Consider the following 20,604-nt stretch of genomic DNA (forward strand, 5'->3'; position numbering starts at 1 on the left):
TTTACGACCCCACCGTCGACGCAACCGTGAACCTGCCCCCCCCAAGCCCTCCCTTGAAATCCTTCCCGGCCAATCAGCACGGCCGCGACCTCATCGTGGGCGACGTTCATGGCCATTTCGAGATGCTCCAGTCCCTGCTGAACACAGTCGACTTCACCCCAACCCACGACCGCCTCTTCGTCACGGGCGACATCGTCGATCGCGGCCCGTACTCGAACGAGGCCCTGAACTGGCTCGCCAATCCCTGGTTCCACACCGTCAGAGGCAACCACGAACAGATGGTCCTCGACTCGGTCAACGGCCAAGGCGACCCGCCTCGACACACCCGAAACGGCGGCGCGTGGTTTTATGAACACCCTTACGACAGGCAAGTGCAGATCGCCCAGCAACTGCAGGCACTACCGATCGCTATCGAAATAGAACTACGCACTGGCGAGAAAGTGGGCATCATCCACGCCGAACTCCCCGGCTGGGAGCAAGGGCGAACGTGGCGCGAGGGGATCGAGCTGTTGCAGGCAGCCGACCCGGCAACCCGCCAGGCGGCCCTGATGCAAGCCCTTTACACACGCCGCCGGATCAATGACCGCGACGACTCACCGATCGCCGGCCTGGCCCGGCTGTATGTAGGCCACTCGACAGTGCCGGAGGTGCTGACATTGGGGAATGTCGTGTACCTGGATACCGGCTGCTCGTTCGCCGACGGCAAGCTGAGCATCATCGAAGCGGCGTCCAACACCTGCTGGTCCTGCCTGCCGCACCCTTAGAATGAAACCCTTTGCCTACACGACCGCGCACACCTGGAGCTTTGACACCCATGAGACCTTTGAGCGAAAAATGTATTACATTTTTCGATTTCCTGCGCTTCAGCCTTGCCCAGATCGTCTTGGTCGGCCATGGCATCGGCTTTTTCTACGGTTACTGGGGTGGTTTTTTCCCCAACCAGGTCCCCTACCCTCAACAAATCGCCGTGGTGGGCTTCTTCCTGGTCTCTGGGTTTCTCATTTGCCGCAGCGTCATGGCCAACCTCAAGTACAAGGGCGCCGACGCGGCACGCTACTTCAGCGATCGGTTTTCGCGGATCTACACCACGCTCATTCCCTCGCTGCTGCTTGTTTTCGTCATCGATAAAAGCTTTGGCCTGTTCTATCCGCAAGCCGAATTGCTCAGCTACAGCAGCCTGAAAATCTTCTTCAACAACCTGTTGCTGATCCCGTCCATGCCCTTTGGCACCTTGCGCCCGATCTGGAGCCTGATGTTCGAATGGTGGATCTACATCCTCTTCGGCGGGCTGGTGTTCTTCCGCAAACACTGGATCTTCGCCACCGTGTGCCTCTTCCTGGGGGCCAAATACACCTTCTGGGAGAATGCCAAGGGCGAAGCGGGCCACCTCGAGATCATCTGGTTTGCCGGCGCACTGGGGGCCTATTACTTTGATCGCCTGACCCTTCGACGACTCCCGGCAGTGTGGACATGGCTCCTGTTCGCGGCTGCGGCAGCAATCTACCTATACAGCAAACAGGCTTACAACCTGCCGGCCGGGCTATTGATGGCGGGGGGCCTGGTGCTGCTTGCAGCCCGGCTGAATGGCGACAGCGCTGCCGTCAGCAGCGCTCGCAAAGCGCGTTGGGCCTCCTTGGCGGGATTCAGCTTCACGCTGTTCTTGACGCACTACAGCATTCTTTACTGGATACAGCAGGTTCTGGGCAGCTCGACCGCCGGTTTCGTCCTGGCGATGCTGCTGGCAAACATCGTGGCGTTTTTCATCGCCTATGGCACCGAGCGACACCACAAGGCTGTGTCGGAGTGCATGCTCGGCTGGGTACGCCGCGTGGGAATGCGCAGGATCTCAAGCTGAAGGCATTGCTCAGTAAGGTGTGGGTTGCGTCGTTAGAGGGCAAGGGCAAACCCGCCTCTACAGCGTAATGACCCAGGATCACCCCCTGATCAAGGCTCCAGCCGCCGCTGCTGATAGATCCAGTCGACGATCTCCCCTTCCGGCACGTAACCAGATACGGTTTCGCGCAGCAGTTGCCGCACGCGCGCGTAATCATCGATGGCAATCGCGGCCAGCAGATCATCGACACGGGTTTTGAGCAGCTCCCACGGCAGGCAATCCTCGTTGGCACTCATGATCATCGGATGACGGGTAGCGTCGACCTTGTCGCCAATCAGCAACTCTTCATACAGCTTCTCGCCTGGGCGCAAGCCGGTGAACTCGATGGCAATGTCGCCCTGCGGGTTGCGCTCGGAACGAATGCTGAAGCCGGACAGGTGAATCATCTTTTCCGCCAGCTCGACAATCCGCACTGGCTCGCCCATGTCCAGCACGAACACATCGCCACCCTGCCCCATCGAGCCGGCCTGGATCACCAACTGTGCAGCCTCGGGGATGGTCATGAAGTAACGGGTGATCTTCGGATGGGTGACCGTCAGCGGCCCACCCAGCTTGATCTGCTTGTGGAACAACGGAATGACAGAGCCCGACGACCCCAGCACATTGCCGAAGCGGACCATGGTGAAGCGGGTCTTGTTGACCTGCGAGACATTGCCGGTGTCGCCGAACAGGACCGGGGCAGTCTCCTGGCTCAACGCCTGCAGGGTCATCTCCGCAAGCCGTTTGGTGCTGCCCATGACATTGGTCGGGCGCACCGCCTTGTCGGTGGAAATCAGCACGAAGTTGGCGACGCCTGTCTGCAACGCCGCCTGGGCGGTGCGCAGGGTGCCCAGCACGTTGTTGATCAAGCCTTCGGCAATGTTGTGCTCGACCATAGGCACATGCTTGTAGGCTGCGGCGTGATACACCGTATTGACCCGCCAAGTGCGCATGATGTCGGTCATCTGCTGCTGATTGCGCACCGAACCGAGAATAGGCACCAGGTTGATCGACAACGCCCCGCGGTGCATGCGCTGCTCCAACTCGGAGAGGATGCTGTACAGGTTGAATTCGCTGTGCTCGAACAGCAGCAAGGTGCGCGGGCGCAACTCGATGATCTGCCGGCACAGCTCCGAACCGATCGAGCCACCGGCACCGGTAACCATCACCGCCTGGTCGACAATGCAGCGCTGGAGCAGGTCGGCCTGCGCCGGCACGGCATCACGGCCAAGCAGATCGGCGATGTCGACCTCCTGGATGTCGTCGACCTTGACTCGGCCACTGGCCAGATCCATGAAACCCGGAATACTGCGGATATGCAGCGGATAGCTTTCGAGCAGGCCCAGAATCTCCCGGCGGCGAGCGCGCGTGGCCGAGGGTATCGCCAGCAGAATTTCCTGGGTCCCGGTCGCTTCGATCATGTCTTGCAGGCTCTGAGAGCTGTAGACCTGCAGGCCGGAAATCACCCGGTCGACAATGCTTTCGTCATCGTCGATAAACGCCACTGGGCGCATCACTTTGCCCAGGCGCAAGGCAGCCACCAACTGATTGCCAGCCGAGCCTGCACCATAGATCGCGACCCGTGGCAGGCCGTCGTCACGGTTAGTGAACGGCACGTGCTGAACTGCGCTGAACCAGTCGCCGAGGAAGTACTGGCGCATGGCAAGGCGCAGGCCGCCGACCAAGACCATGCTCAACCACCAGTAGTTAAAAATGATCGAACGCGGCACTACGTGTTGATGATTGCTGTACCAGTACACCACTAGGCCAAGAATCAGCGCCGACAGGCTGACAGCCTTGATAATGGCGATCAGCGCGTCGTTGCCGAAGTAGCGCATCACCGCACGGTACATGCCGAAGCGGATGAACAATGGGATCGCCACCACCGGCGCCGCGCCGAACAGCCACAGATGGTCCATGACCGGGTTGGCCATCTCTTCGATGCCCAGACGCACCAGGAACGCCAGCCACAACGCCACCCATACCAGGGCGATGTCGGTCGCAACCTGCAGCAGCCGCTTGTACCTTCGGGGTAGTTTCAGCAGGTATGTCCGCACACTATTCATAACCCGTTCGAACGCTCCATCCAAAACTGCATTGCTCGCACTCCTAATGATCGACCGAACGATCAGTTGGTACTGGCCAACTCCAATGTACCCGCACGATAGCGTATGGCCAGGACAATCAACGGAAGATATGCCAGGACCACGCCAATCGCGCCGTCCAGCCCCAACAACATGACGCACAGGGCCACTGGCAGCAGCCACAACACATTCAGCGCTAGCACGGCCAGGGTCACCGGCAGATGCCGCCCGTACAGGCGTGAGGCGAATTGATAAGCATGGCTGCGATGGGCTTCATAGACTTTGTCGCCACGGATCAGCCGTTTGATCAAGGTGAACGTCGCGTCGACAATGAATACTCCAAGCAGGATAAGCCAGCACCAGAACAAGTCGAATGACACCCAAGCGGCCTGCAGCGACAGCACCCCAAGGGCGATGCCGAGGAAGCCACTACCGGCATCGCCCATGAATATCCGCGCGGGTGGGAAGTTCCAGCACAGAAAGCCGAGCACCGCGCCCGCCAGCAGCAACGGCAGGGCAATCAGTTGCTCATGCCCGCTCAGGGTATACAGCAGGCAAGCGCCCATGCAGGCGCAGATGGCCTCCACACTGGCAATCCCGTCGATGCCGTCCATGAAGTTGTACAGGTTGAGCAACCAGACCAGATAAAACGCCGCCAGCACCCCGCCGACCCACGCCAGGTCCAGCTCGACACCCAACACTTCGATGGGGGGCAAGCCACCCAACCAGAACAACGCCCAGATCGCGGCGACGAAATGGCCGATCAAACGCCAACGGGCGGCGATGTGGCCATGGTCATCCATGAAGCCGATAACGGCGATCAAGGCACTGGCGCCACCCAGCGCCAGCAGCGCGTCCACGCTGACGGCGCCGAGCAGGGCCATGCCAACGAGTGCCGCGAGAAACGCCAGGACGATAGCCACACCGCCCCCACGAGGGGTGGGAACGGCATGCGAACTACGCGCGTTAGGGATGTCCATGATGCTTCGCGCCAGCGCATAACGGCGCAGTAACCATGTCATAGCGAACGCCGCCAAGACCACTACCGGAACCAGCCACGACAGATTCATTTGTTTGTTTTTTCCTGGTAATCACGGGCAGCCAACAAAAATGCCTCATCGACGCTCAACGGGGGCGTCCAGCCCAACAACGAACGGGTCTTGCCAATATCCACCTGCAGCGAGCCACACAACCGATGCGACAAGGCTTTTTTGCCCAGCGCCGTCGCCATCCATTGCAGCAGGACACCCGGCACTGGCAGCAGGCGCGCCGGGCGGCCGAGTGCCGACGCCATGCGTTGCAACAATGCGGTGGTGGAGAGGTCTTCGCCATCACTGACCAGGAAGGTCTGGTTGGCCGCCGCCGGGTGCTCCGCGCAAGTCGCCACCAGATCAGCCAGGTTGCCCAAGGCGACCAGGCTGCGGCGGTTGTCGATCGCGCCGAACGGCAGCGGGACACCCTTGTCGAGCCAGCGCATCATGGCCAGGAAGTTGGCTTTTACCCCTGGGCCGTAGACCAGCACGGGGCGAACGATCACCACTTCCAGCCCGGTTTCATTGGCAAGCTTGCGCAAACCGTCTTCGGCTTCCTGCTTGGAAATACCGTAGGGGTCGCAAGGCGCGGGCTTGTCGTCCGCCGCATAGGGCCTGGCTTTGGCTGTGCCTTCGCCATTGACCTTGATCGAGCTGATGAACACCAAGCGGCGAACACCGGCCGCCACTGCTTGCCTGGCCAGGTTCAAGGTCGCATCGACGTTGACCCGGCGAAACGCCGCCAGTGGATCCGCTTCGGTATCGTTCATGACATGCACGCGCGCCGCCGAATGGATGACCGTGCGCACCCCCGCCAATCCTGCTTGCCAGGGGGTTTCGCCATCCAGCTGGGCGAAGTGAAAGACCTCGGCGCGCGGGTCGAGGGTTTGCGGCACCTGACGCAGGGCGGCTATGACCTGATGACCACGGTCCAGCAGGCACTGCATGACCGCCGCGCCGACAAACCCGGATGCACCGGTCAATAAAATACGTTGCGACATCATTTGCCTCCATTACGTAGCGTCGCGCTCCGAAAGAGAGATTCCAGTCGCTCCATCAGTCTAGGCTTCGAGTAGTGTTCAAGGTAGTAACGGCGCCCGGCTGCGCCCATCTCGGCGCGCTGCGGGGCAGATGCCTCAGCCAGACGCGCAACGATCCCGGCCAACCCCGGCGCATCGCTCGAGTCGCAGGCCAGACCCGCGCCCGACTCACGAATGACCCGCGCCGCCTCACCGTTGATCATGCCCAACAGCGGACGCCCCGACGCCAGGTACGCCTGGACCTTGCCGGGGATGGTCTTTTCGAACACATCATTGGTTTTAAGCGACACCAGCAGTGCGTCCGCCGCGGCAAACAGGGCCGGCATCGCTTCCAGCGGGTGGCGCCCCAGCAGATGCACGTTGTCCAGCCCGCGCTGGCTGACCTGCGCGCCGAGCCATTCACTCATGCGCCCGTCACCGACGATGATCCAGCGCACCGCCGCCTTGCCCCGCAGCGCCTGCGCCGCATCGAGTACCGCCGGGAAGTCCTGGGCTTCGCCGAGGTTGCCGGCGAACACCACGGTAAACACTTCAGGGTCGGGCGTAACCAGCGTACTGCTGGCGACCGGTGCCGAGAATTCGTCCTCGGCCCAACTCGGGAAGTACACCAAGCGCTCGGCCGCAATTGGCCGGGTGCAATAGCCTTTGACGTTGTCGATGAAGCCGTGCGACTGCAACAACAGGTAATCAGTGCGGTTGTAGATCCACGACACCATGCGCCCGACCAGCGCGAGCAACCGCGGGTGCTTGAGCACACCGACCGCACGCAGGGTCTCCGGCCACAGGTCGAGCACCCAGACGAACACCGGGGCCCGCTTGAGGCGCCCGATCACCACGGCCGGGATCGCTGCCATGATCGGCGACACCGCATACACGAACAGCGCATCGAACTGCCGCCCGCGCAGCTTGAAGGCACCGATCGACGCGGCGCTGAGAAAGAACGTCGCGTAGTTGAGCATCAGCGTCAGGCTGCGCTTGCCGCGCGCGCGCATCGGTACCCGCACGACGTCGGCCCCGTGGTACGAGGCATAGGCGCTCGGATCACGCAGGTAGTCCTGGTAAACAGCGCCCTCCGGGTAGTTGGGCACACCCGTGAGTACGGTGACCTCGTGGCCTTTTTCCCTGAGGTCACGCACGAGGTCGTTGATCCTCATGTTTTCTGGCCAGAAGTACTGAGTCACCACCAGGATCCGCAGTTTTGCGTCACGCATACCTTGCATCCAGTCAGTACCGCTTCCATACCGTACGGTTCACATAGTCGGTGTAGCTGTGCACGATCCGCACCACTTTTTCCGACACATTGGGCATGCTGTAGTCATCGACCTGGCGCATGTCACGCACCTCGCCACGCCCCTGCCCCTGCAAAATAGCTAGGCCCTGCAGGACTCGCTCGATATCCAGCCCGACCATCATGGCGGCGGTTTCTTCCATGCCCTCTGGGCGCTCATGCGCTTCGCGGATGTTCAGCGCCGGGAAGTTCAGGATCGAGGCTTCTTCGCTGATCGTGCCGCTGTCGGACAACACCGCCTTGGCTTCGACCTGCAGCTTGTTGTAGTCCTTGAAACCCAAGGGCTTGAGCAGTCGCACATTGGCGTGGAAACGCACGCCCAGCGCGTCCACGCGCTTTTGTGTGCGCGGATGGGTGGAGACGATGATCGGCAGGTCGAACTGCTCGGCGACGCTGTTCAGCACCTCGACCAGCTTGAGGAAGTTGGTGTCCGAGTCGATGTTCTCTTCACGGTGCGCGCTGACCACGAAGAAGCCTTGGGGGGCCAGGCCCAGGCGCTCGAGCACGTCCGACGCGTCGATGCCCGGACGGTAGAAGTTCAGCACTTCGAACATCGGGCTGCCGGTCTTGATGATGCGGTCTGGCGGCAAGCCTTCACGCAGCAGGTAGTCACGCGCGATGGTGCTGTAGGTGAGGTTCATGTCGGCGGTGTGGTCGACAATGCGCCGGTTGATTTCCTCGGGCACGCGCATGTCGAAGCAACGGTTACCGGCTTCCATGTGGAAGGTGGGGATCTTACGGCGCTTGGCCGGGATGACCGCCATGCAGCTGTTGGTGTCGCCCAGTACCAGCAATGCTTCTGGCTGGATCTCGGCCAGGACACGGTCAACCGCGATGATCACGTTACCGATGGTTTCGGCACCGCTGGCACCGGCGGCGTTGAGAAAGTGATCGGGCTTACGGATGCCGAGGTCTTCGAAGAAGATCTCGTTCAACTCGTAGTCGTAGTTCTGCCCGGTATGCACCAGCACATGGTCGCAATACTCGTCGAGCGCGCTCATCACTCGGGACAGGCGGATGATCTCGGGACGGGTGCCGACAACGGTAACGATTTTCAGTTTTTTCATTTCAACCTCACGGCATGCGCCTTTGTTGCCCAGGGCTACAAGGGCAGCGAATAAGTGTCGGGGCGCTCACGGTCAAAGATCTCGTTCGCCCACAGCATCACGATCATCTCGTCACTACCGATATTGGTAATATCGTGGGTCCAACCCGGTACGGTCTCCACGATCACCGGGCGCTCGCCGGAGGTCTTCAGTTCGTGGAATTCGCCCGTCATGACATGACGGAAACGGAAATTGGCCTGCCCTTTGATGACCAGGAATTTCTCAGTCTTGGTGTGGTGGTAATGCCCGCCTCGGGTAACCCCTGGGTGGGCTGTGAAATAGGAAAACTGCCCGGCATCGGGGGTTTTCAACATTTCGACAAAGGTCCCGCGCGGGTCAGTGTAGCCAGGCACTTCATAGTCGAACGCCGCAGGCGGCAGGTAGCTGAGGTAGGTCGAGTACAGTGCCCGCACCAGGCCGGTGCCGACGCGCTCGGTGATCAGGCTGTCGCGGCTGGCCTTGAACGCACGCAGGTGGTCGGCCAGCGCCCCGACGGTGGTGCTGTACACCGGTTCGACCTGGCTGCCAGGGGCGACGCCAGTGCCGTCCATGATGGCTAGGCAGTGGCTGATCACATCGTCGATGTAGACCAGTTGCAGGGGCGCGTTGGGGTCATTGACCTGGATCGGCAGGTCGCGTGCGATGTTGTGGCAGAACGTCGCGACCGCCGAGTTGTAGTCGGGTCGCGCCCATTTGCCGAACACATTGGGCAGGCGCAACACATGCAACTCGATCGCCTGCTGCGCCGCAACCGCGCGCAAGGCGGCTTCGGCGGCGCGCTTGCTGGCGCCATAGGGGTTGTCCCGATCGGCCTGGATCGACGAGCTGTAGACCACCGGGATCTGTTTGCCGCTGCGCTCGAGCGCTGCACACAACGCCCGGGTGAAGTCGCTGTTGCCCGCGACGAACTCATCAGGATGCTCCGGACGGTTTACCCCGGCCAGATGGAAGATGCAGTCAGCCCCGGCGACGCGCGCCTGCAGCCCCGCCAGGTCGTCGCGCGCGCACTGCAAGACCTGCACATCCTTGCGCTCGCGCAATACGCTCAGCAGGTTCTGGCCGATGAAGCCGTTGATGCCGGTAATCAGGACGTTCATGGTCACTCCTCGGGCGTCGCGTGCTCACCGCGCTGGATGGCGCGGATGAAGTCGAGTTTGAGCAGCAGTTGCTGCATGCCCTCGACATCCAGCCGTTGGGTGTTGTGTGAGTTGTAGTCTTCGGTGTGCGACAGCCGCTCCTCGCCCTGCTCCACATACTTGCTGTAGTTGAGGTCGCGCAGGTCTGGCGGCACGCGGTAGTAGTCGCCCATGTCTTCGGAGCAGACCAGCTCTTCACGGCTCAACAGCGCCTCGTAGAGTTTCTCGCCGTGGCGGGTGCCGATCACTTGCACCGGATGGTCCGGCTTGCCCAGCAGGCCACACAGTGCCTTGGCCAGGGTTTCGACGGTCGCAGCAGGCGCCTTCTGCACGAACAGGTCGCCATTATTGCCGTGCTCGAAGGCATACAGCACCAAGTCGACCGCATCGGCCAGGGTCATCATGAAGCGCGTCATGTTCGGATCGGTGATGGACAAGGGCTGGCCCTTGAGGATCTGCTCGACGAACAACGGGATCACCGAACCGCGCGAGGCCATGACATTGCCATAGCGGGTGCCGCAGATGACGGTCTTGGTTTCATCGACGTTGCGCGCCTTGGCCACCATGACCTTTTCCATCATGGCCTTTGAGATACCCATAGCATTGATCGGGTAGACGGCCTTGTCGGTGCTCAGGCACACGATCCGGCGCACTTCGTTCTGGATCGCCGCTTCGAGCAGGTTCTCGGTGCCAATGACGTTGGTTTTCACCGCTTCCATCGGGTGGAACTCACAGGACGGGACCTGCTTGAGGGCCGCGGCATGGAAGATGTAGTCCACGCCCCGCGTAGCATTAAGCACGCTCTGGTAGTCACGCACATCGCCAATGTAGAACTTCAGCTTGCTATTGGCGTACCGCTTGCGCATGTCGTCCTGTTTCTTCTCATCCCGGCTGAAGATGCGAATCTCGGCGATGTCCGTGTCCAGAAAACGCTTGAGCACCGCGTTGCCAAACGAACCGGTGCCACCTGAAATGAGAAGTTTTTTTCCGCTGAACATAATGATTCCTGAATTGAATGCGGGCGGCCCGGCGCTACCGGGACTGCAGAGCTGAGAAGACCACTTCGTCCTTCTGCCTAGCGCTTGGATAACTGATCAATACAGCGCGGTAGCTGCCCTTGAAGACAAAGAAGCTACCGGCAGCTATACCCACCACGCCGCAGGCCGACACCAGGCTGCGCATGTCTTCCAGTGACCCACCGCCACCCAGAATGGTCACCGGAATGCTCACGGCCTCACGCAATTGGGTGGCCAATGCAACATCGTAGCCTTTCATCCGGCCATCGTGATCAATCGAGTTGATGACGATTTCGCCCGCACCGGCGGCTTCCATCTGCCGGGCGACATCGAGCACGTTGCGCTTGGTGTTGCGGGTGCCGTTGTGGGTCCAGACGTCCTGCTGCTTGCTCAGCATGCGGTGCTTGTGGTCGAGCACCACCACCACGCTCTGGCTGCCGATTTCTTCGGCGATCCGCGTGACCAGGCTCGGATCTTCAAGTGCAGCGGCACTGATCGCGACCTTCTCGACCCCCAGGGCAATGATCGCCCGCGCCTGTTCAGGGGTGCGGATACCCCCGCCGTAACACAGCGGCATGCGGCACTCGGCGGCGAGGTTGGCGATCTTCTTGTAGTCCGGCTCACGGCCATGCGCCGTGGCATCGATGTCGAGGACGATCAGCTCATCGGCTTCTTTCTCGTTGAAGATCTTCACCGCGTTGATCGGGTCCCCGACGTACTTGGGGTCCTTGAAGCGCACAGTCTTAACGAGCCCACTATCCTGAATGAGCAGGCAGGGGATGATACGAGGTCTCAGCATCTCAGATTTCCGCGAAGTTTTTCAGGAGGCCAACGCCAAAGTGGTGGCTTTTCTCCGGGTGGAACTGCACACCGTAGACGTTGTTTGCCGCCACCGCGCAGCCAAAGTCGAGACCGTACTCGGATCGCGCGACCACGTGCTGGTCTTGCGCACATTCAAAATAGAACGAATGCAGGAAGTAGAACCGCGCGTCTTGCTCGAAGCCCTTGAACAACGGGCAATCGTTGACAGGCGCGACGTCGTTCCAGCCCATATGCGGCATCGCGATGGTTTCCAGGCCGGCCACGGAGCGGAATGAGCGGACCTTGCCAGGCACCCAGCCCAGGCCCGGCAACACGCCCTCGTCACTGCCATCGGCAAGCATCTGCATCCCGACACAGATCCCCAGCACCGGCACGCTGTCGCGGTGAACCAACTGTTCGACGGTGTCGCGCATGCCCGAATCGCTGAAGCGCTGCATGGCATGATCGAAGGCGCCGACCCCGGGCAGAATCAGTTTTTCGGCACCGCTCAGGGCCTCGACGCTGCTCGCCACCCTGACCGGGATGTGCAGGCGCTTGTAGACGTTGACGAACGCCTGAAGATTGCCGAGGCCGTAATCAATAATGGTGATCATCTGAACAGCCTTCTTTCCAAGCCCAGGGCACTCATGATACGCGCGCCCATACCGATCATGAACCGCTTGTTCTTGTAGTCGCGGAAGGTCTTGTTAGTGCCTTCGAAGATCCCGCGCAACTCGTCGACAGAGAGGTCGAGCTTGTTGGCGACGTACTCGAACTCGGTAGACAGGAACTGCTCGCTCATTTCGGGCTGGGCAATACGCTGAAGCGCTTGTTCGCGGGTCATCTGGCCGGTCATGATCAGGCTGGAGAAGTGCGCACGGCGCTTTTCATAGCCGAATTTCCTGGGCATCCAGTAGTCTTCGTAGAAACGCGTAAAGCGCGACTCATGGTGCTTGTGCTGGAACGGCAGCCAACCGTACAGGCGGTTCAAGGTCTGCTCGGCGTCTTGCTTCACGTACGGTACTAGGTTCAGTGGCTTGACCACTTGCATGCCCAGTACATAACGGTAATAGAGTTTATATTTGAGAATATCGACCAGCGGGAACGACTTCAGCACGCGACGGCCGAAACGCCCGTGGATATCCTTGAACAAACGCTTGTCGATACCGGGATAACCGCCCCACTCTTCAGGCTCGCGGCAGCACTCGGTAGAGAAGTTACCGCCGGTCAGTACATACTTGATCTTGTGCGCGCGGGCGAACTTGTACAGGCCGGAAAAGAATGCGGCGTCCTGCGGCAGGTCCTGGTCGGAGATTTGCGACTTGAGGAAGGCAACTTGCAAGTCTTTCATCTCTTCCCAATTAATAACCTCGGTGTACAGTTCTACGCCGAGGCCATCGACCAGTTTTTCAATATTGCCGACTGCCTGATCGGTATTCCAACCCGCATCGACATGGAACAGCAATGGGCGCAGGCCCATCTTTTCTTTTGCGATATAACTGACGTACGAACTGTCTAGGCCGCCGCTGAGGCCGATGATGCAATCAAACTCGCGGTCTTTGCCGTCTTTCTTGATCAACTCGGCCAAGCGCATGAGTTCCGCTTCGCCGCGCGCATCGGTGTGCCAGTTGGGAACAATCACGCCGTCAAAATTCTGACAGTATTCGCACAGACCCGCCTTATTGAAGCTGATGTGCGGATCGGAGGTATCCATGATGCAGCGTGAACAGATTTTATAGCCCATAAATAGATGCGCCCCGGCCAATCTCAATGTTTCGTGTGAACCCCTTTCTGGCGCGCGAGAAGCTCAACTGCTCGCTTGATCGATTCGATCAAATCGCCTGCGTCCGCTGGAGGCATGTTCAAAGGGTGGATGATAGCAGGTATGTTCATCCCCTCGTACTCCTTTACCAGGGTCGACGGGTAGGAAATGAGTAAGTCCACTTCGGGAAATACCGTCTTGTCATGGATGACGGTCCAACTCGCTGAGTTAACGCGAGCGCTACTCGGATTAGCCGGGTGCGGTTTGTAATAACTAGAAATACCCTCACCCAGCGCCTCTACGATGTGCACATGCAATGTTTCGCAGATTGGATGCCCGACAAACAACAGCCGTAATGAATGGACACTTTTCATTGGCCTCACGTGTATGACAGGGCTATACAAACGGACCGCATCCGGGGCTAGTCGACACAATGGCGAAAGTACCGCATCACGGATTATTTCGACAGAGCCTTGATCAAACGCATACAGTGTTTTAACGCTGCGTAAACGGCAAGCCAGCGCCACAGGCAAACGTCGTGGCTGGTCCGCTGCACTGTCTCCCAACGCTTCCAGGGCACCGTGCTGCACTAGCACGATGCCCTGGGCATTGCGCGCATCTCGCGCACGTGCCGCCCACATTACCCGATCGGCCAAAATGGCCCAGCGGTCGTAGTGTTCGCCGATCAATAGGGTTTTAGCGGGCAACTTCTCCAACGCCAAGCGGACACAGAACCACCGAAACGCCGTATAACTCTGCAACCCCCAAGGCGCGGCTCTGGCCGAGGTATTGAGCTTTCGCGACGCTACGATTGCATAGCCGAGCGCTTTCTCAAGGTCGGCCTGATCCAGCAGGTCCGTGATCGCCATCGCGGGTTGGTCGTCGAGCTGGACCGGTACCCACGGCAGGGTTACCCAGCAGAAGCGTTCGCCGATCAATTGCGGGGTAATCAACTGCGCAGCCCTTGCAGAAAAGCCCAGCGCAAAGGCATCGAAACCGTCACCGATGGCCCCTCTCTGGCTAGACAGTGCCGCGCGCAGGCGCTTGCACTGCACGCGGAACAACAGCCGTGCCGCACCCCAGCGCCAGACCGTGCGCAGCAGCACCATGAGCATGTGCAGCAGCGTGCGGTAGCGCGCATAGGCCACCAGCTTGCTTGGCCGCGGCGCGCAGCCGAAATCGTCGGGCGACAGCCCGCACAGCGCATACATGCTCTGATCGATCGCTATTTCATTTCGAGTAGCCAGCAGGTACTCAGCGATGATCTTGTGTTCACTTCTATTCACGAGCACACCCTTGTATCGCAGCACAACGTGCGGCATGTCTTCCACCCCAGTGTCATTGCACCCCCCTTACGACATTGAAGTAGACCACGCTTTTCCAGATCAACATGGCCAGGAAGGCAGCAGCCATCGCCCAGGCAATGGCCACTGCGCCACCGACCGGACCCAGCAGATAGGCCGCGCCGATAAACACCACCAGGCCAAATACTTGCGAATACATCAGGTGACGATCATGCCCCAGCGCATAGAGCCCCAGATGCGGGATCGTGCTTACCCCAAAAAACGCGCTGCCCAGCAATAACCAGTACAACATCGCCACATTGTCTTTATAGACCGGCGACGCCAACCAGCCAGGAATGAACAAACTGGCGACCCAGCAACTCAGCGAGAGCAGCAGCACCACCGCGACCACGTTTACGGTCAGCGAGCGCATGGCTTGGCGAAACTCCGAACGCTGTGCGTGCTTGGCCGCTTGGATCAGCCGCGGCATGAAGAACACCACCACGCCCGCATCCAGAAAGGACAGGATCGCGGTCGCCATGCCCACATACAAGGTATAGGCGCCCAGCACTTCGAGGCTGGCCAGGTGCTCGACCCAATACCGGTCGAACGTGTAGATGCCTCGAATGGCCAGGCTGGCCACCAGAAACGGCGCTGCCACCCACAGACCGCGACGCACCCACTGCCAGTCGATGGGCTGCAACCCTCGGATATCACCCAGCTGGGCCAGATAATAGCCGGCGATGCCACACGCCAGCAGGCACGCCAGCAACCAGCTGGAGACGGTGAATTGCAGGTTCCTGAACAGTGGGTCGAACCACATGCAGGCAATCACCACCAAGCACCACACCCCGCTGCGCACGAACAACACAATGCTGGCCAGCAGTTGCCGCGAGGCGGCAACCAGTATCCGGTTAGCCTCCTGAGCGGCATGCTCGACAAGCAGCAGCACGATGAACACGGGCAGGTAGGACCACGGCAGCCAACCCTGAACGAATACCCCTACGATAATCGGCAGGCACAGCAGGTACATGAATCCATAGACGACGCACTGATCACGCAGGATTCCCAGCCAACGCTCACGCGGTGCACCGATCATCTCGCGGTTGGCGAAGGTATAGAACTCGAAGCCGACGACATAGATGCCATAGCCGATCGATGCCGCCAGCAACCCATACAGGCCAACCTCCTCCGCCGGCAGGAAGCGCGCCAGAAAAAACACCAGGAGAAACTTGCTGAGCAGCGTAACACCACGCAGGCCGACGTTAATGAGTCTGATCACGCTGCACCTTGCCCATTCTGGACCGTTTCGACAGCCTGCTCACCGGCCTTCGGCAATGGTTTGACGCGCGCAAACATCAAACGCTGCCCGAGCATCAGCATCAGATAGAACAGCACATTGAACAGGATAATCCACTGCAGCATGCTGCCACGGAACATGCTCAGGAACATGAACAGTTCTGACATGCAGATGAACAAAAAGACAGGCCCCCCCCTGAAACGCAAGGCGTACAAGGTACAGATAAAGACGGCGTACAAGGCGATCGGCACCACCCAGAACACGTAGCTGCCGTAGTTCAGGTACAGCTCGGTCTCGATCGGCCATTGCTGGGTGGCCGACTCATCGAACCATTGCGAGGGGAAATACATCGCGGTCAGCCAGCGGCTGATGTCATGCAGGTAATCGGGTGAGGACACACCGATCAACGACAGCCATTTATTGATCGGGTAGCCCATGGTCAACAAGTAGTCCGGCTGCATGTCCTGCAGAATCATGTCGTGCAGGAAGATCGTGTTGAAGTACGTCAGGAAGTACTCCAGGAGCATTTCCGGGGTATTGTAAAACCCGTTGGAACGGACATACATCGCCCCTGAAAACAGCACCATGAACCCAAGAAACAGGCAAACCCCCTGCTTCAGGCTCAAGCGCGCCACCGCCAACCACGGCAGGCTGAAAAAGATGCCGAACATGAAGATCCGGCTCTTCACCCCTTGGACGAAGGCGCAGCAGGCCAGGACCAACAGCACGAAGAGCAGCAGCAACAGGCTTCGACGCGGTGCGGTGCGGCAGTAAAAACCCACCCAGAATGCCAAGAAGTTCGACCACATGATCAGGAAGAAATTGAGCAGCCCGTAACCCTTCTTTTTCGACAGGTAGGTTTCGCTGTAATCACTCGTCCAGGCGTCTATGCCCCCCGTCACCTGGAAGAAGTACGCGCAGCCCACCAACAGCAGGAGCGCGCAGACCCACAAAGCGGCGGGCCGCGCTCGATGCTCGCGGATGATGTCGGGTTGTTCGGCGCGATCGATCAGCACCTCCATACCGCGGGTGAGATAGAAGAACAGGGTAAACACATAGAGGTAGGCCAGGATCGCCTCCTGCGACACCCCTGCCCAGTCGTTCATCTTCCCCCACGGCAAGACATACTCCCAGGAGATCCACTCCAGGAAGTAAAACAGCGTCGCCGGAAACACCAGGTAGAGAAAGTAATTGCCAAATACCACATTGGAAGGGCAGATAATTCTCTTGTTCCTGAACGCCAGGAACGAAATAAGTATCAACAGAATGACAAAAAAAATCATGAAGTCTGGATGCCATCACTTGTCAATGCGGTATTGGCTCGATGCCCGCCAACGTTGATTATTCTTGAGTGTGTCGCACTCACAAGGTAAATCCGTCATCCACGATCAGGTTTTGCCCGTTCACGTAACGCGACTGGTCAGACAGCAGGAACACGATCGAACCGAGGACGTCATCGATGTCGAGCATTCCTTTACCCAGGCAGGCCTCGCGGTAACGCTGCAAGAACGCCTCTGGCTGGCCATCGCGAATACCGCCGGGGCTCACGCAGTTGGAGCGGAAGCGGCTGTCGGCGACGAACGCCGCGGCGTACTTGCTCAAGTGGATAAGCGCAGACTTGATGGCCGCATATTCCACCGGCATGGTCATCGGGGTGTTCTCGTAGACCTCGAACTTCGGTGGGATCACGCCATACACCGATGAGATGTTCACCAACGAAAACGGCTGCTGGCTACGCTCGAAGTAACGTGCGCATTCCTGGATGAACAGGAACGACGCCCCCAGGTGCAGCGAGACGTTCTCGTTGAAGTCACTCAGCTCGACGTCATAGAAGCTGCGGCCGTACTGCTTGTTGCGCGGGTAGGCGCAGTTGACCGCTCCCTCCAGCCCAGCCGTAGCCTCGAAAAACGCCGAGACCTCAGCTTTCGAGTTGAGGTCCAGCCGAGCAATCGTCAAGTTGTCGTGGGGCGCCACCTGGGCGTTTTGCAAACGCTGCGCGAGGGTAGCCTGTTCGAGATCGACCGCCACCACCGACGCACCGTCGGCCAACAGTCGCCCGACCAGGCGGCAGCCCAACAGACCACCGGCGCCCGCAACCAGAATCTTCTTACCGCTCAGCATTGTTCGACCCCTTCTCCATCAGGAACAGCTCTGCCATCTTGAAATCGTAGATATCGTCGATATCCACCGCCCGCTTGCGCGGCACCACGACTGAGCGGACCGTGCCGGCAAATAGCTTGTCGTTGCCCAGAATGAACTGCGGCCGCGCCACGTAGGCGACCGTGGTCATATCGTAGACCTTGGGTGCGTCCTGACGGCGGTGAAAGGTTGTGCCAGAGCAGACCACCGAGCTGATGCCCTGCTCGTCGCGCACCAACATATTGAAATACGGGCTGCGTGCCGCCTCGGTGACCGTCACCACGACATCCGCATCGGCATCCGCACCATCGATGCACTGCTGCACGTCCTCGGCGCTGCGCAGCGGGCTGGTGGCAGGCAAGCTCACGAACAGGTCGAACTGCTCGCCCAATGCCTGCACATGGCGAATGGCGTGCTGCCAGGCGAGCCACTCAGGGGCGTGATCGGTGGCCAGTTCGTCTGGACGATCGATCACCTCGGCGCCGTACTCACGCGCGACCGCGGCAATCGCCGGGCTGTCGGTAGACACGAACACCTTCTTGATCTGCGCAACCTGCCGGGCCACTTCGATCGAGTGGGCGAGCAATGGTTTGCCGCCGAGCAGCTTGATGTTCTTCCCAGGCAGGCCTTTGGAGTTTCCGCGGGCGAAGACAAATGCATACGCAATAGACATTAAAGATCCTTCAGGGCGACGGACGCACCGGTGGCGGACGATCGCTTGAGCGCCTCCACCAGTTTCAGCGTTTCAAGGCCTTGCTCGAGCGTTACAAAGGGGGTGGACTGCGCTTGGGCAACGTCAACGAAATGCGTGAGCTCGTCGACATACATCCGATTGCGGTCGTACCCGGGATCGTCATGCAGCAAGGTCGTACGGCCACCGCCTTCATGCAACGCAACGCGGTTGTTGAGGATGTCCCACTCCAGCGTCGCGTGCTCGGCAACGACCCGGCACCGCCGCACCGGCGCACGCTGCAGGAAGTCCATGTGCAGGTTGATCACCGTGCCACGCTCGGAGGTCATCAGGGCATCCACCGTGTCTTCGACGTCCAGTTGCAGGCTGCCGGTGGTCCGCGCCTGGCAGTAGACCGAGCGCATGGCGCCGAACAGCCACTGCAGGTAGTCCAGCTCGTGGCTGAGTTCGAGAAGAACGCCACCGCCGAGGGCGCGTTGCGCCGACACATTGTTGCGGTAGTCACTGGCCGGCCGCCAGTCGGGAAGGTACTGACCCACCTCACTCGCGACCGAGTGAATCGCTCCCAGCTGACCGCTTTCGATGACCTGCCGAGCAATCACTGCCGAGGGCATGAAGCGCAGATTGTAGGCCACCACCAGCTTGTCACGGTATTCATGCAAGGGCTCGGCGTGGGCAGCCAGACGCGCCAACGAATCGCTCAGGGGCTTCTCCACCAACACAGTCAGGCCGCCAGACAGCAGCGTGGCGGCCTGCTCGGCATGTAACGGCGCGGGCGAGGCAACGATGGCAAGCGCCGGCCGGCGCGCGAGCGCCTGCGCCAGCGATGCACACGCGATCACGCCCTCAGGCAGTTCGTCGGGCCGCAACTCACGACCCGAGGCGGAGATACAGTCGACCGTTGCCCGCGGGTAGGCTGCACGGATATTGTTCATGTGGCGCCGGGCAATGCTGCCGCTGCCCACCACCAGAAAATGCTCAGGGGCGGTCATAGACTGGCGAACTCCTGCTGGGCACGCTGGAAGTCTTCCATCCGTCCGATATCCAGCCAGTACTCATGCACCGGGAACATGTTGACGTCGCGCTGCTGAGCGATCTCTTGCTCCAGCAGGGTCGGCATGTCGATACGGGTCTCGGCTTGCACGCTTTTCACCAGTTCCGGCGAGAGCAGGTAGATCCCGGCATTGATGAAGAACTTGTGCACCGGTTTTTCCACCATTGAGCGGATCTTGTGCCCTTCGCTCTCCACCACGCCATACGGCACGGTGTATTCGTACTCGCGCACGCACATGGTCGCAGCGCCACCATGGGTTTCATGGAACTCGAGCAGGTTGAGGAAGTTGAGCGTGGTCAGCAGGTCGCCGTTCATAAGGAACAACGGCGAATCGATCTCTTCGTGAGGCAACAACCCCAGCGCACCGCCGGTACCCAACGGTACCTCTTCGTGGACATAGCGAATGTCGACGCCCCAGCGGCTGCCGTCGCCGAAATGCGCGCGGATCATCTCGGGCATGTAGTGCGTAGAGATGAAAAAGCGGTGGAAACCGGCACTGATGAAGCGCTCGAGAATAATCTCCAGGATCGGTTTGTCACCCACTTTCAGCAACGGCTTGGGGCAATTGTGCGTCAACGGCCGAAGGCGCGTGCCGAAGCCGCCGGCCATGAGAAACACCGGGTTGTTCAGGCGTGGTCTGTTGAGCAGATCGTGCAGCGTCTGCAGGCCGATGACCGTGCCTTGGGCATCGACTACCGGCAGCTGCAGCAGCGAGTACTTTTCCATCACCGACAGGATGCGCTCTCTGCCCCAGCTTTTTTCCGCCGTGCGCGGGGACGCGCACATGACTTCACGCACCGGGGTGGCCAACGGCCGCTGCTTGAGCAGGGCCCTGCGCACATCACCGTCCGTGAGGGTGCCGAGGAGCTGGCGCTGAGTATCCACCACCATGACGATGCGCACAGCCACGCGATCCAGGGTAGCGATCGCTTCTTCCATGGTGCAGTCCGGGCTGATAAGCGTTTTTTCCCACTGCTTCATTGCATTCCTTCTCTAGGTT

Annotated in this window: 19 protein-coding genes; 2 read left to right on the forward strand and 17 right to left on the reverse strand. The window is 60.0% G+C overall.

Annotated elements, in window-relative coordinates:
* The first annotated feature begins 95 nt into the window (after positions 1–95).
* Together CXQ80_RS17330 and CXQ80_RS17335 are read left to right on the forward strand one after the other, a co-directional pair.
* A complete protein-coding gene (locus CXQ80_RS17330; protein ID WP_256585587.1) occupies positions 96–764 on the forward strand; it encodes a metallophosphoesterase in 669 nt (222 codons plus the stop codon).
* A gap of 50 nt (positions 765–814) precedes the next feature.
* Positions 815–1,855: an acyltransferase gene (locus CXQ80_RS17335; RefSeq protein ID WP_101321624.1), complete on the forward strand. Its 1,041-nt coding sequence runs from the start codon at positions 815–817 to the stop codon at positions 1,853–1,855.
* An 89-nt stretch (positions 1,856–1,944) separates the two neighbouring features.
* On the opposite strand, the gene CXQ80_RS17340 is transcribed toward CXQ80_RS17335, so the two are convergent.
* The 17 genes from CXQ80_RS17340 to CXQ80_RS17420 all read right to left on the reverse strand — a co-directional run bounded on the left by CXQ80_RS17340 (position 1,945) and on the right by CXQ80_RS17420 (position 20,585).
* Positions 1,945–3,939 carry a nucleoside-diphosphate sugar epimerase/dehydratase gene (locus CXQ80_RS17340; protein WP_101321625.1) on the reverse strand — a complete coding sequence of 665 codons (1,995 nt, stop codon included), beginning with the start codon at positions 3,937–3,939 and terminating at the stop codon, positions 1,945–1,947.
* Between the two features lie 62 nt (positions 3,940–4,001).
* Complete coding sequence (locus CXQ80_RS17345) at positions 4,002–5,027, reverse strand: glycosyltransferase family 4 protein (RefSeq protein WP_101321626.1); 1,026 nt, start codon at positions 5,025–5,027, stop codon at positions 4,002–4,004.
* Positions 5,024–5,989 carry an SDR family oxidoreductase gene (locus tag CXQ80_RS17350; protein ID WP_101321627.1) on the reverse strand — a complete coding sequence of 322 codons (966 nt, stop codon included), beginning with the start codon at positions 5,987–5,989 and terminating at the stop codon, positions 5,024–5,026. The genes CXQ80_RS17345 and CXQ80_RS17350 overlap by 4 nt, the downstream gene beginning before the upstream one ends.
* The gene (locus CXQ80_RS17355; protein WP_101321628.1) at positions 5,989–7,239 is read right to left on the reverse strand and encodes a glycosyltransferase family 4 protein; all 1,251 of its coding nucleotides are present in this window, start codon (positions 7,237–7,239) and stop codon (positions 5,989–5,991) included. Before CXQ80_RS17355 ends, CXQ80_RS17350 begins: the two co-directional genes overlap by 1 nt.
* Positions 7,240–7,252: 13 nt before the next feature.
* Positions 7,253–8,383, reverse strand: coding sequence for a non-hydrolyzing UDP-N-acetylglucosamine 2-epimerase (gene wecB / locus CXQ80_RS17360; protein WP_101321629.1), 1,131 nt, complete (start codon positions 8,381–8,383; stop codon positions 7,253–7,255).
* A 35-nt stretch (positions 8,384–8,418) separates the two neighbouring features.
* Positions 8,419–9,519, reverse strand: coding sequence for an NAD-dependent epimerase/dehydratase family protein (locus tag CXQ80_RS17365; protein WP_101321630.1), 1,101 nt, complete (start codon positions 9,517–9,519; stop codon positions 8,419–8,421).
* Positions 9,520–9,521: 2 nt separating this feature from the next.
* Positions 9,522–10,556, reverse strand: coding sequence for a polysaccharide biosynthesis protein (locus tag CXQ80_RS17370; RefSeq protein ID WP_101321631.1), 1,035 nt, complete (start codon positions 10,554–10,556; stop codon positions 9,522–9,524).
* Positions 10,557–10,590: 34 nt separating this feature from the next.
* Positions 10,591–11,373: an AglZ/HisF2 family acetamidino modification protein gene (locus CXQ80_RS17375; protein WP_101321632.1), complete on the reverse strand. Its 783-nt coding sequence runs from the start codon at positions 11,371–11,373 to the stop codon at positions 10,591–10,593.
* 1 nt (position 11,374) lies between these two features.
* Positions 11,375–11,989 (reverse strand): imidazole glycerol phosphate synthase subunit HisH, encoded by a 615-nt coding sequence (gene hisH, locus CXQ80_RS17380; RefSeq protein ID WP_101321633.1) that lies wholly within the window; start codon positions 11,987–11,989, stop codon positions 11,375–11,377.
* The gene (locus CXQ80_RS17385) at positions 11,986–13,140 is read right to left on the reverse strand and encodes an N-acetyl sugar amidotransferase (RefSeq protein ID WP_256585588.1); all 1,155 of its coding nucleotides are present in this window, start codon (positions 13,138–13,140) and stop codon (positions 11,986–11,988) included. Before CXQ80_RS17385 ends, hisH begins: the two co-directional genes overlap by 4 nt.
* A 2-nt stretch (positions 13,141–13,142) precedes the next feature.
* The gene (locus tag CXQ80_RS17390; RefSeq protein ID WP_157831762.1) at positions 13,143–14,459 is read right to left on the reverse strand and encodes a hypothetical protein; all 1,317 of its coding nucleotides are present in this window, start codon (positions 14,457–14,459) and stop codon (positions 13,143–13,145) included.
* Between the two features lie 16 nt (positions 14,460–14,475).
* Positions 14,476–15,702 (reverse strand): lipopolysaccharide biosynthesis protein, encoded by a 1,227-nt coding sequence (locus CXQ80_RS17395; protein ID WP_101321636.1) that lies wholly within the window; start codon positions 15,700–15,702, stop codon positions 14,476–14,478.
* Positions 15,699–17,003 carry a hypothetical protein gene (locus CXQ80_RS17400; RefSeq protein ID WP_157831763.1) on the reverse strand — a complete coding sequence of 435 codons (1,305 nt, stop codon included), beginning with the start codon at positions 17,001–17,003 and terminating at the stop codon, positions 15,699–15,701. Before CXQ80_RS17400 ends, CXQ80_RS17395 begins: the two co-directional genes overlap by 4 nt.
* Positions 17,004–17,082: 79 nt before the next feature.
* Complete coding sequence (locus tag CXQ80_RS17405; protein ID WP_101321638.1) at positions 17,083–17,841, reverse strand: oxidoreductase; 759 nt, start codon at positions 17,839–17,841, stop codon at positions 17,083–17,085.
* Positions 17,828–18,532: a cytidylyltransferase domain-containing protein gene (locus tag CXQ80_RS17410; protein WP_101321639.1), complete on the reverse strand. Its 705-nt coding sequence runs from the start codon at positions 18,530–18,532 to the stop codon at positions 17,828–17,830. The genes CXQ80_RS17405 and CXQ80_RS17410 overlap by 14 nt, the downstream gene beginning before the upstream one ends.
* Positions 18,532–19,542, reverse strand: coding sequence for a Gfo/Idh/MocA family protein (locus CXQ80_RS17415; RefSeq protein ID WP_101321640.1), 1,011 nt, complete (start codon positions 19,540–19,542; stop codon positions 18,532–18,534). The genes CXQ80_RS17410 and CXQ80_RS17415 overlap by 1 nt, the downstream gene beginning before the upstream one ends.
* A complete protein-coding gene (locus tag CXQ80_RS17420; protein ID WP_101321641.1) occupies positions 19,539–20,585 on the reverse strand; it encodes a nucleotidyltransferase family protein in 1,047 nt (348 codons plus the stop codon). Before CXQ80_RS17420 ends, CXQ80_RS17415 begins: the two co-directional genes overlap by 4 nt.
* Between the last annotated feature and the right edge of the window lie 19 nt (positions 20,586–20,604).

This window comes from Pseudomonas sp. 02C 26, assembly GCF_002843585.1.
GTDB classification, from domain to species: Bacteria; Pseudomonadota; Gammaproteobacteria; order Pseudomonadales; family Pseudomonadaceae; genus Aquipseudomonas; species Aquipseudomonas shirazensis.

What these genes read in the sequence shown, in the direction of transcription:
- CXQ80_RS17365 (WP_101321630.1), bottom strand. Translation starts at nt 9,519, where the DNA reads ATGAACGTCCTGATTACCGGCATCAACGGCTTCATCGGCCAGAACCTG.
- CXQ80_RS17410 (WP_101321639.1), bottom strand. Translation starts at nt 18,532, where the DNA reads ATGTCTATTGCGTATGCATTTGTCTTCGCCCGCGGAAACTCCAAAGGC.
- CXQ80_RS17370 (WP_101321631.1), bottom strand. Translation starts at nt 10,556, where the DNA reads ATGTTCAGCGGAAAAAAACTTCTCATTTCAGGTGGCACCGGTTCGTTT.
- CXQ80_RS17390 (WP_157831762.1), bottom strand. Translation starts at nt 14,459, where the DNA reads ATGCCGCACGTTGTGCTGCGATACAAGGGTGTGCTCGTGAATAGAAGT.
- wecB (WP_101321629.1), bottom strand. Translation starts at nt 8,383, where the DNA reads ATGAAAAAACTGAAAATCGTTACCGTTGTCGGCACCCGTCCCGAGATC.
- CXQ80_RS17340 (WP_101321625.1), bottom strand. Translation starts at nt 3,939, where the DNA reads ATGAATAGTGTGCGGACATACCTGCTGAAACTACCCCGAAGGTACAAG.
- CXQ80_RS17355 (WP_101321628.1), bottom strand. Translation starts at nt 7,239, where the DNA reads ATGCGTGACGCAAAACTGCGGATCCTGGTGGTGACTCAGTACTTCTGG.
- hisH (WP_101321633.1), bottom strand. Translation starts at nt 11,989, where the DNA reads ATGATCACCATTATTGATTACGGCCTCGGCAATCTTCAGGCGTTCGTC.
- CXQ80_RS17400 (WP_157831763.1), bottom strand. Translation starts at nt 17,003, where the DNA reads ATGATTTTTTTTGTCATTCTGTTGATACTTATTTCGTTCCTGGCGTTC.
- CXQ80_RS17415 (WP_101321640.1), bottom strand. Translation starts at nt 19,542, where the DNA reads ATGACCGCCCCTGAGCATTTTCTGGTGGTGGGCAGCGGCAGCATTGCC.
- CXQ80_RS17335 (WP_101321624.1), top strand. Translation starts at nt 815, where the DNA reads ATGAGACCTTTGAGCGAAAAATGTATTACATTTTTCGATTTCCTGCGC.
- CXQ80_RS17375 (WP_101321632.1), bottom strand. Translation starts at nt 11,373, where the DNA reads ATGCTGAGACCTCGTATCATCCCCTGCCTGCTCATTCAGGATAGTGGG.
- CXQ80_RS17350 (WP_101321627.1), bottom strand. Translation starts at nt 5,989, where the DNA reads ATGTCGCAACGTATTTTATTGACCGGTGCATCCGGGTTTGTCGGCGCG.
- CXQ80_RS17405 (WP_101321638.1), bottom strand. Translation starts at nt 17,841, where the DNA reads ATGCTGAGCGGTAAGAAGATTCTGGTTGCGGGCGCCGGTGGTCTGTTG.
- CXQ80_RS17420 (WP_101321641.1), bottom strand. Translation starts at nt 20,585, where the DNA reads ATGAAGCAGTGGGAAAAAACGCTTATCAGCCCGGACTGCACCATGGAA.
- CXQ80_RS17345 (WP_101321626.1), bottom strand. Translation starts at nt 5,027, where the DNA reads ATGAATCTGTCGTGGCTGGTTCCGGTAGTGGTCTTGGCGGCGTTCGCT.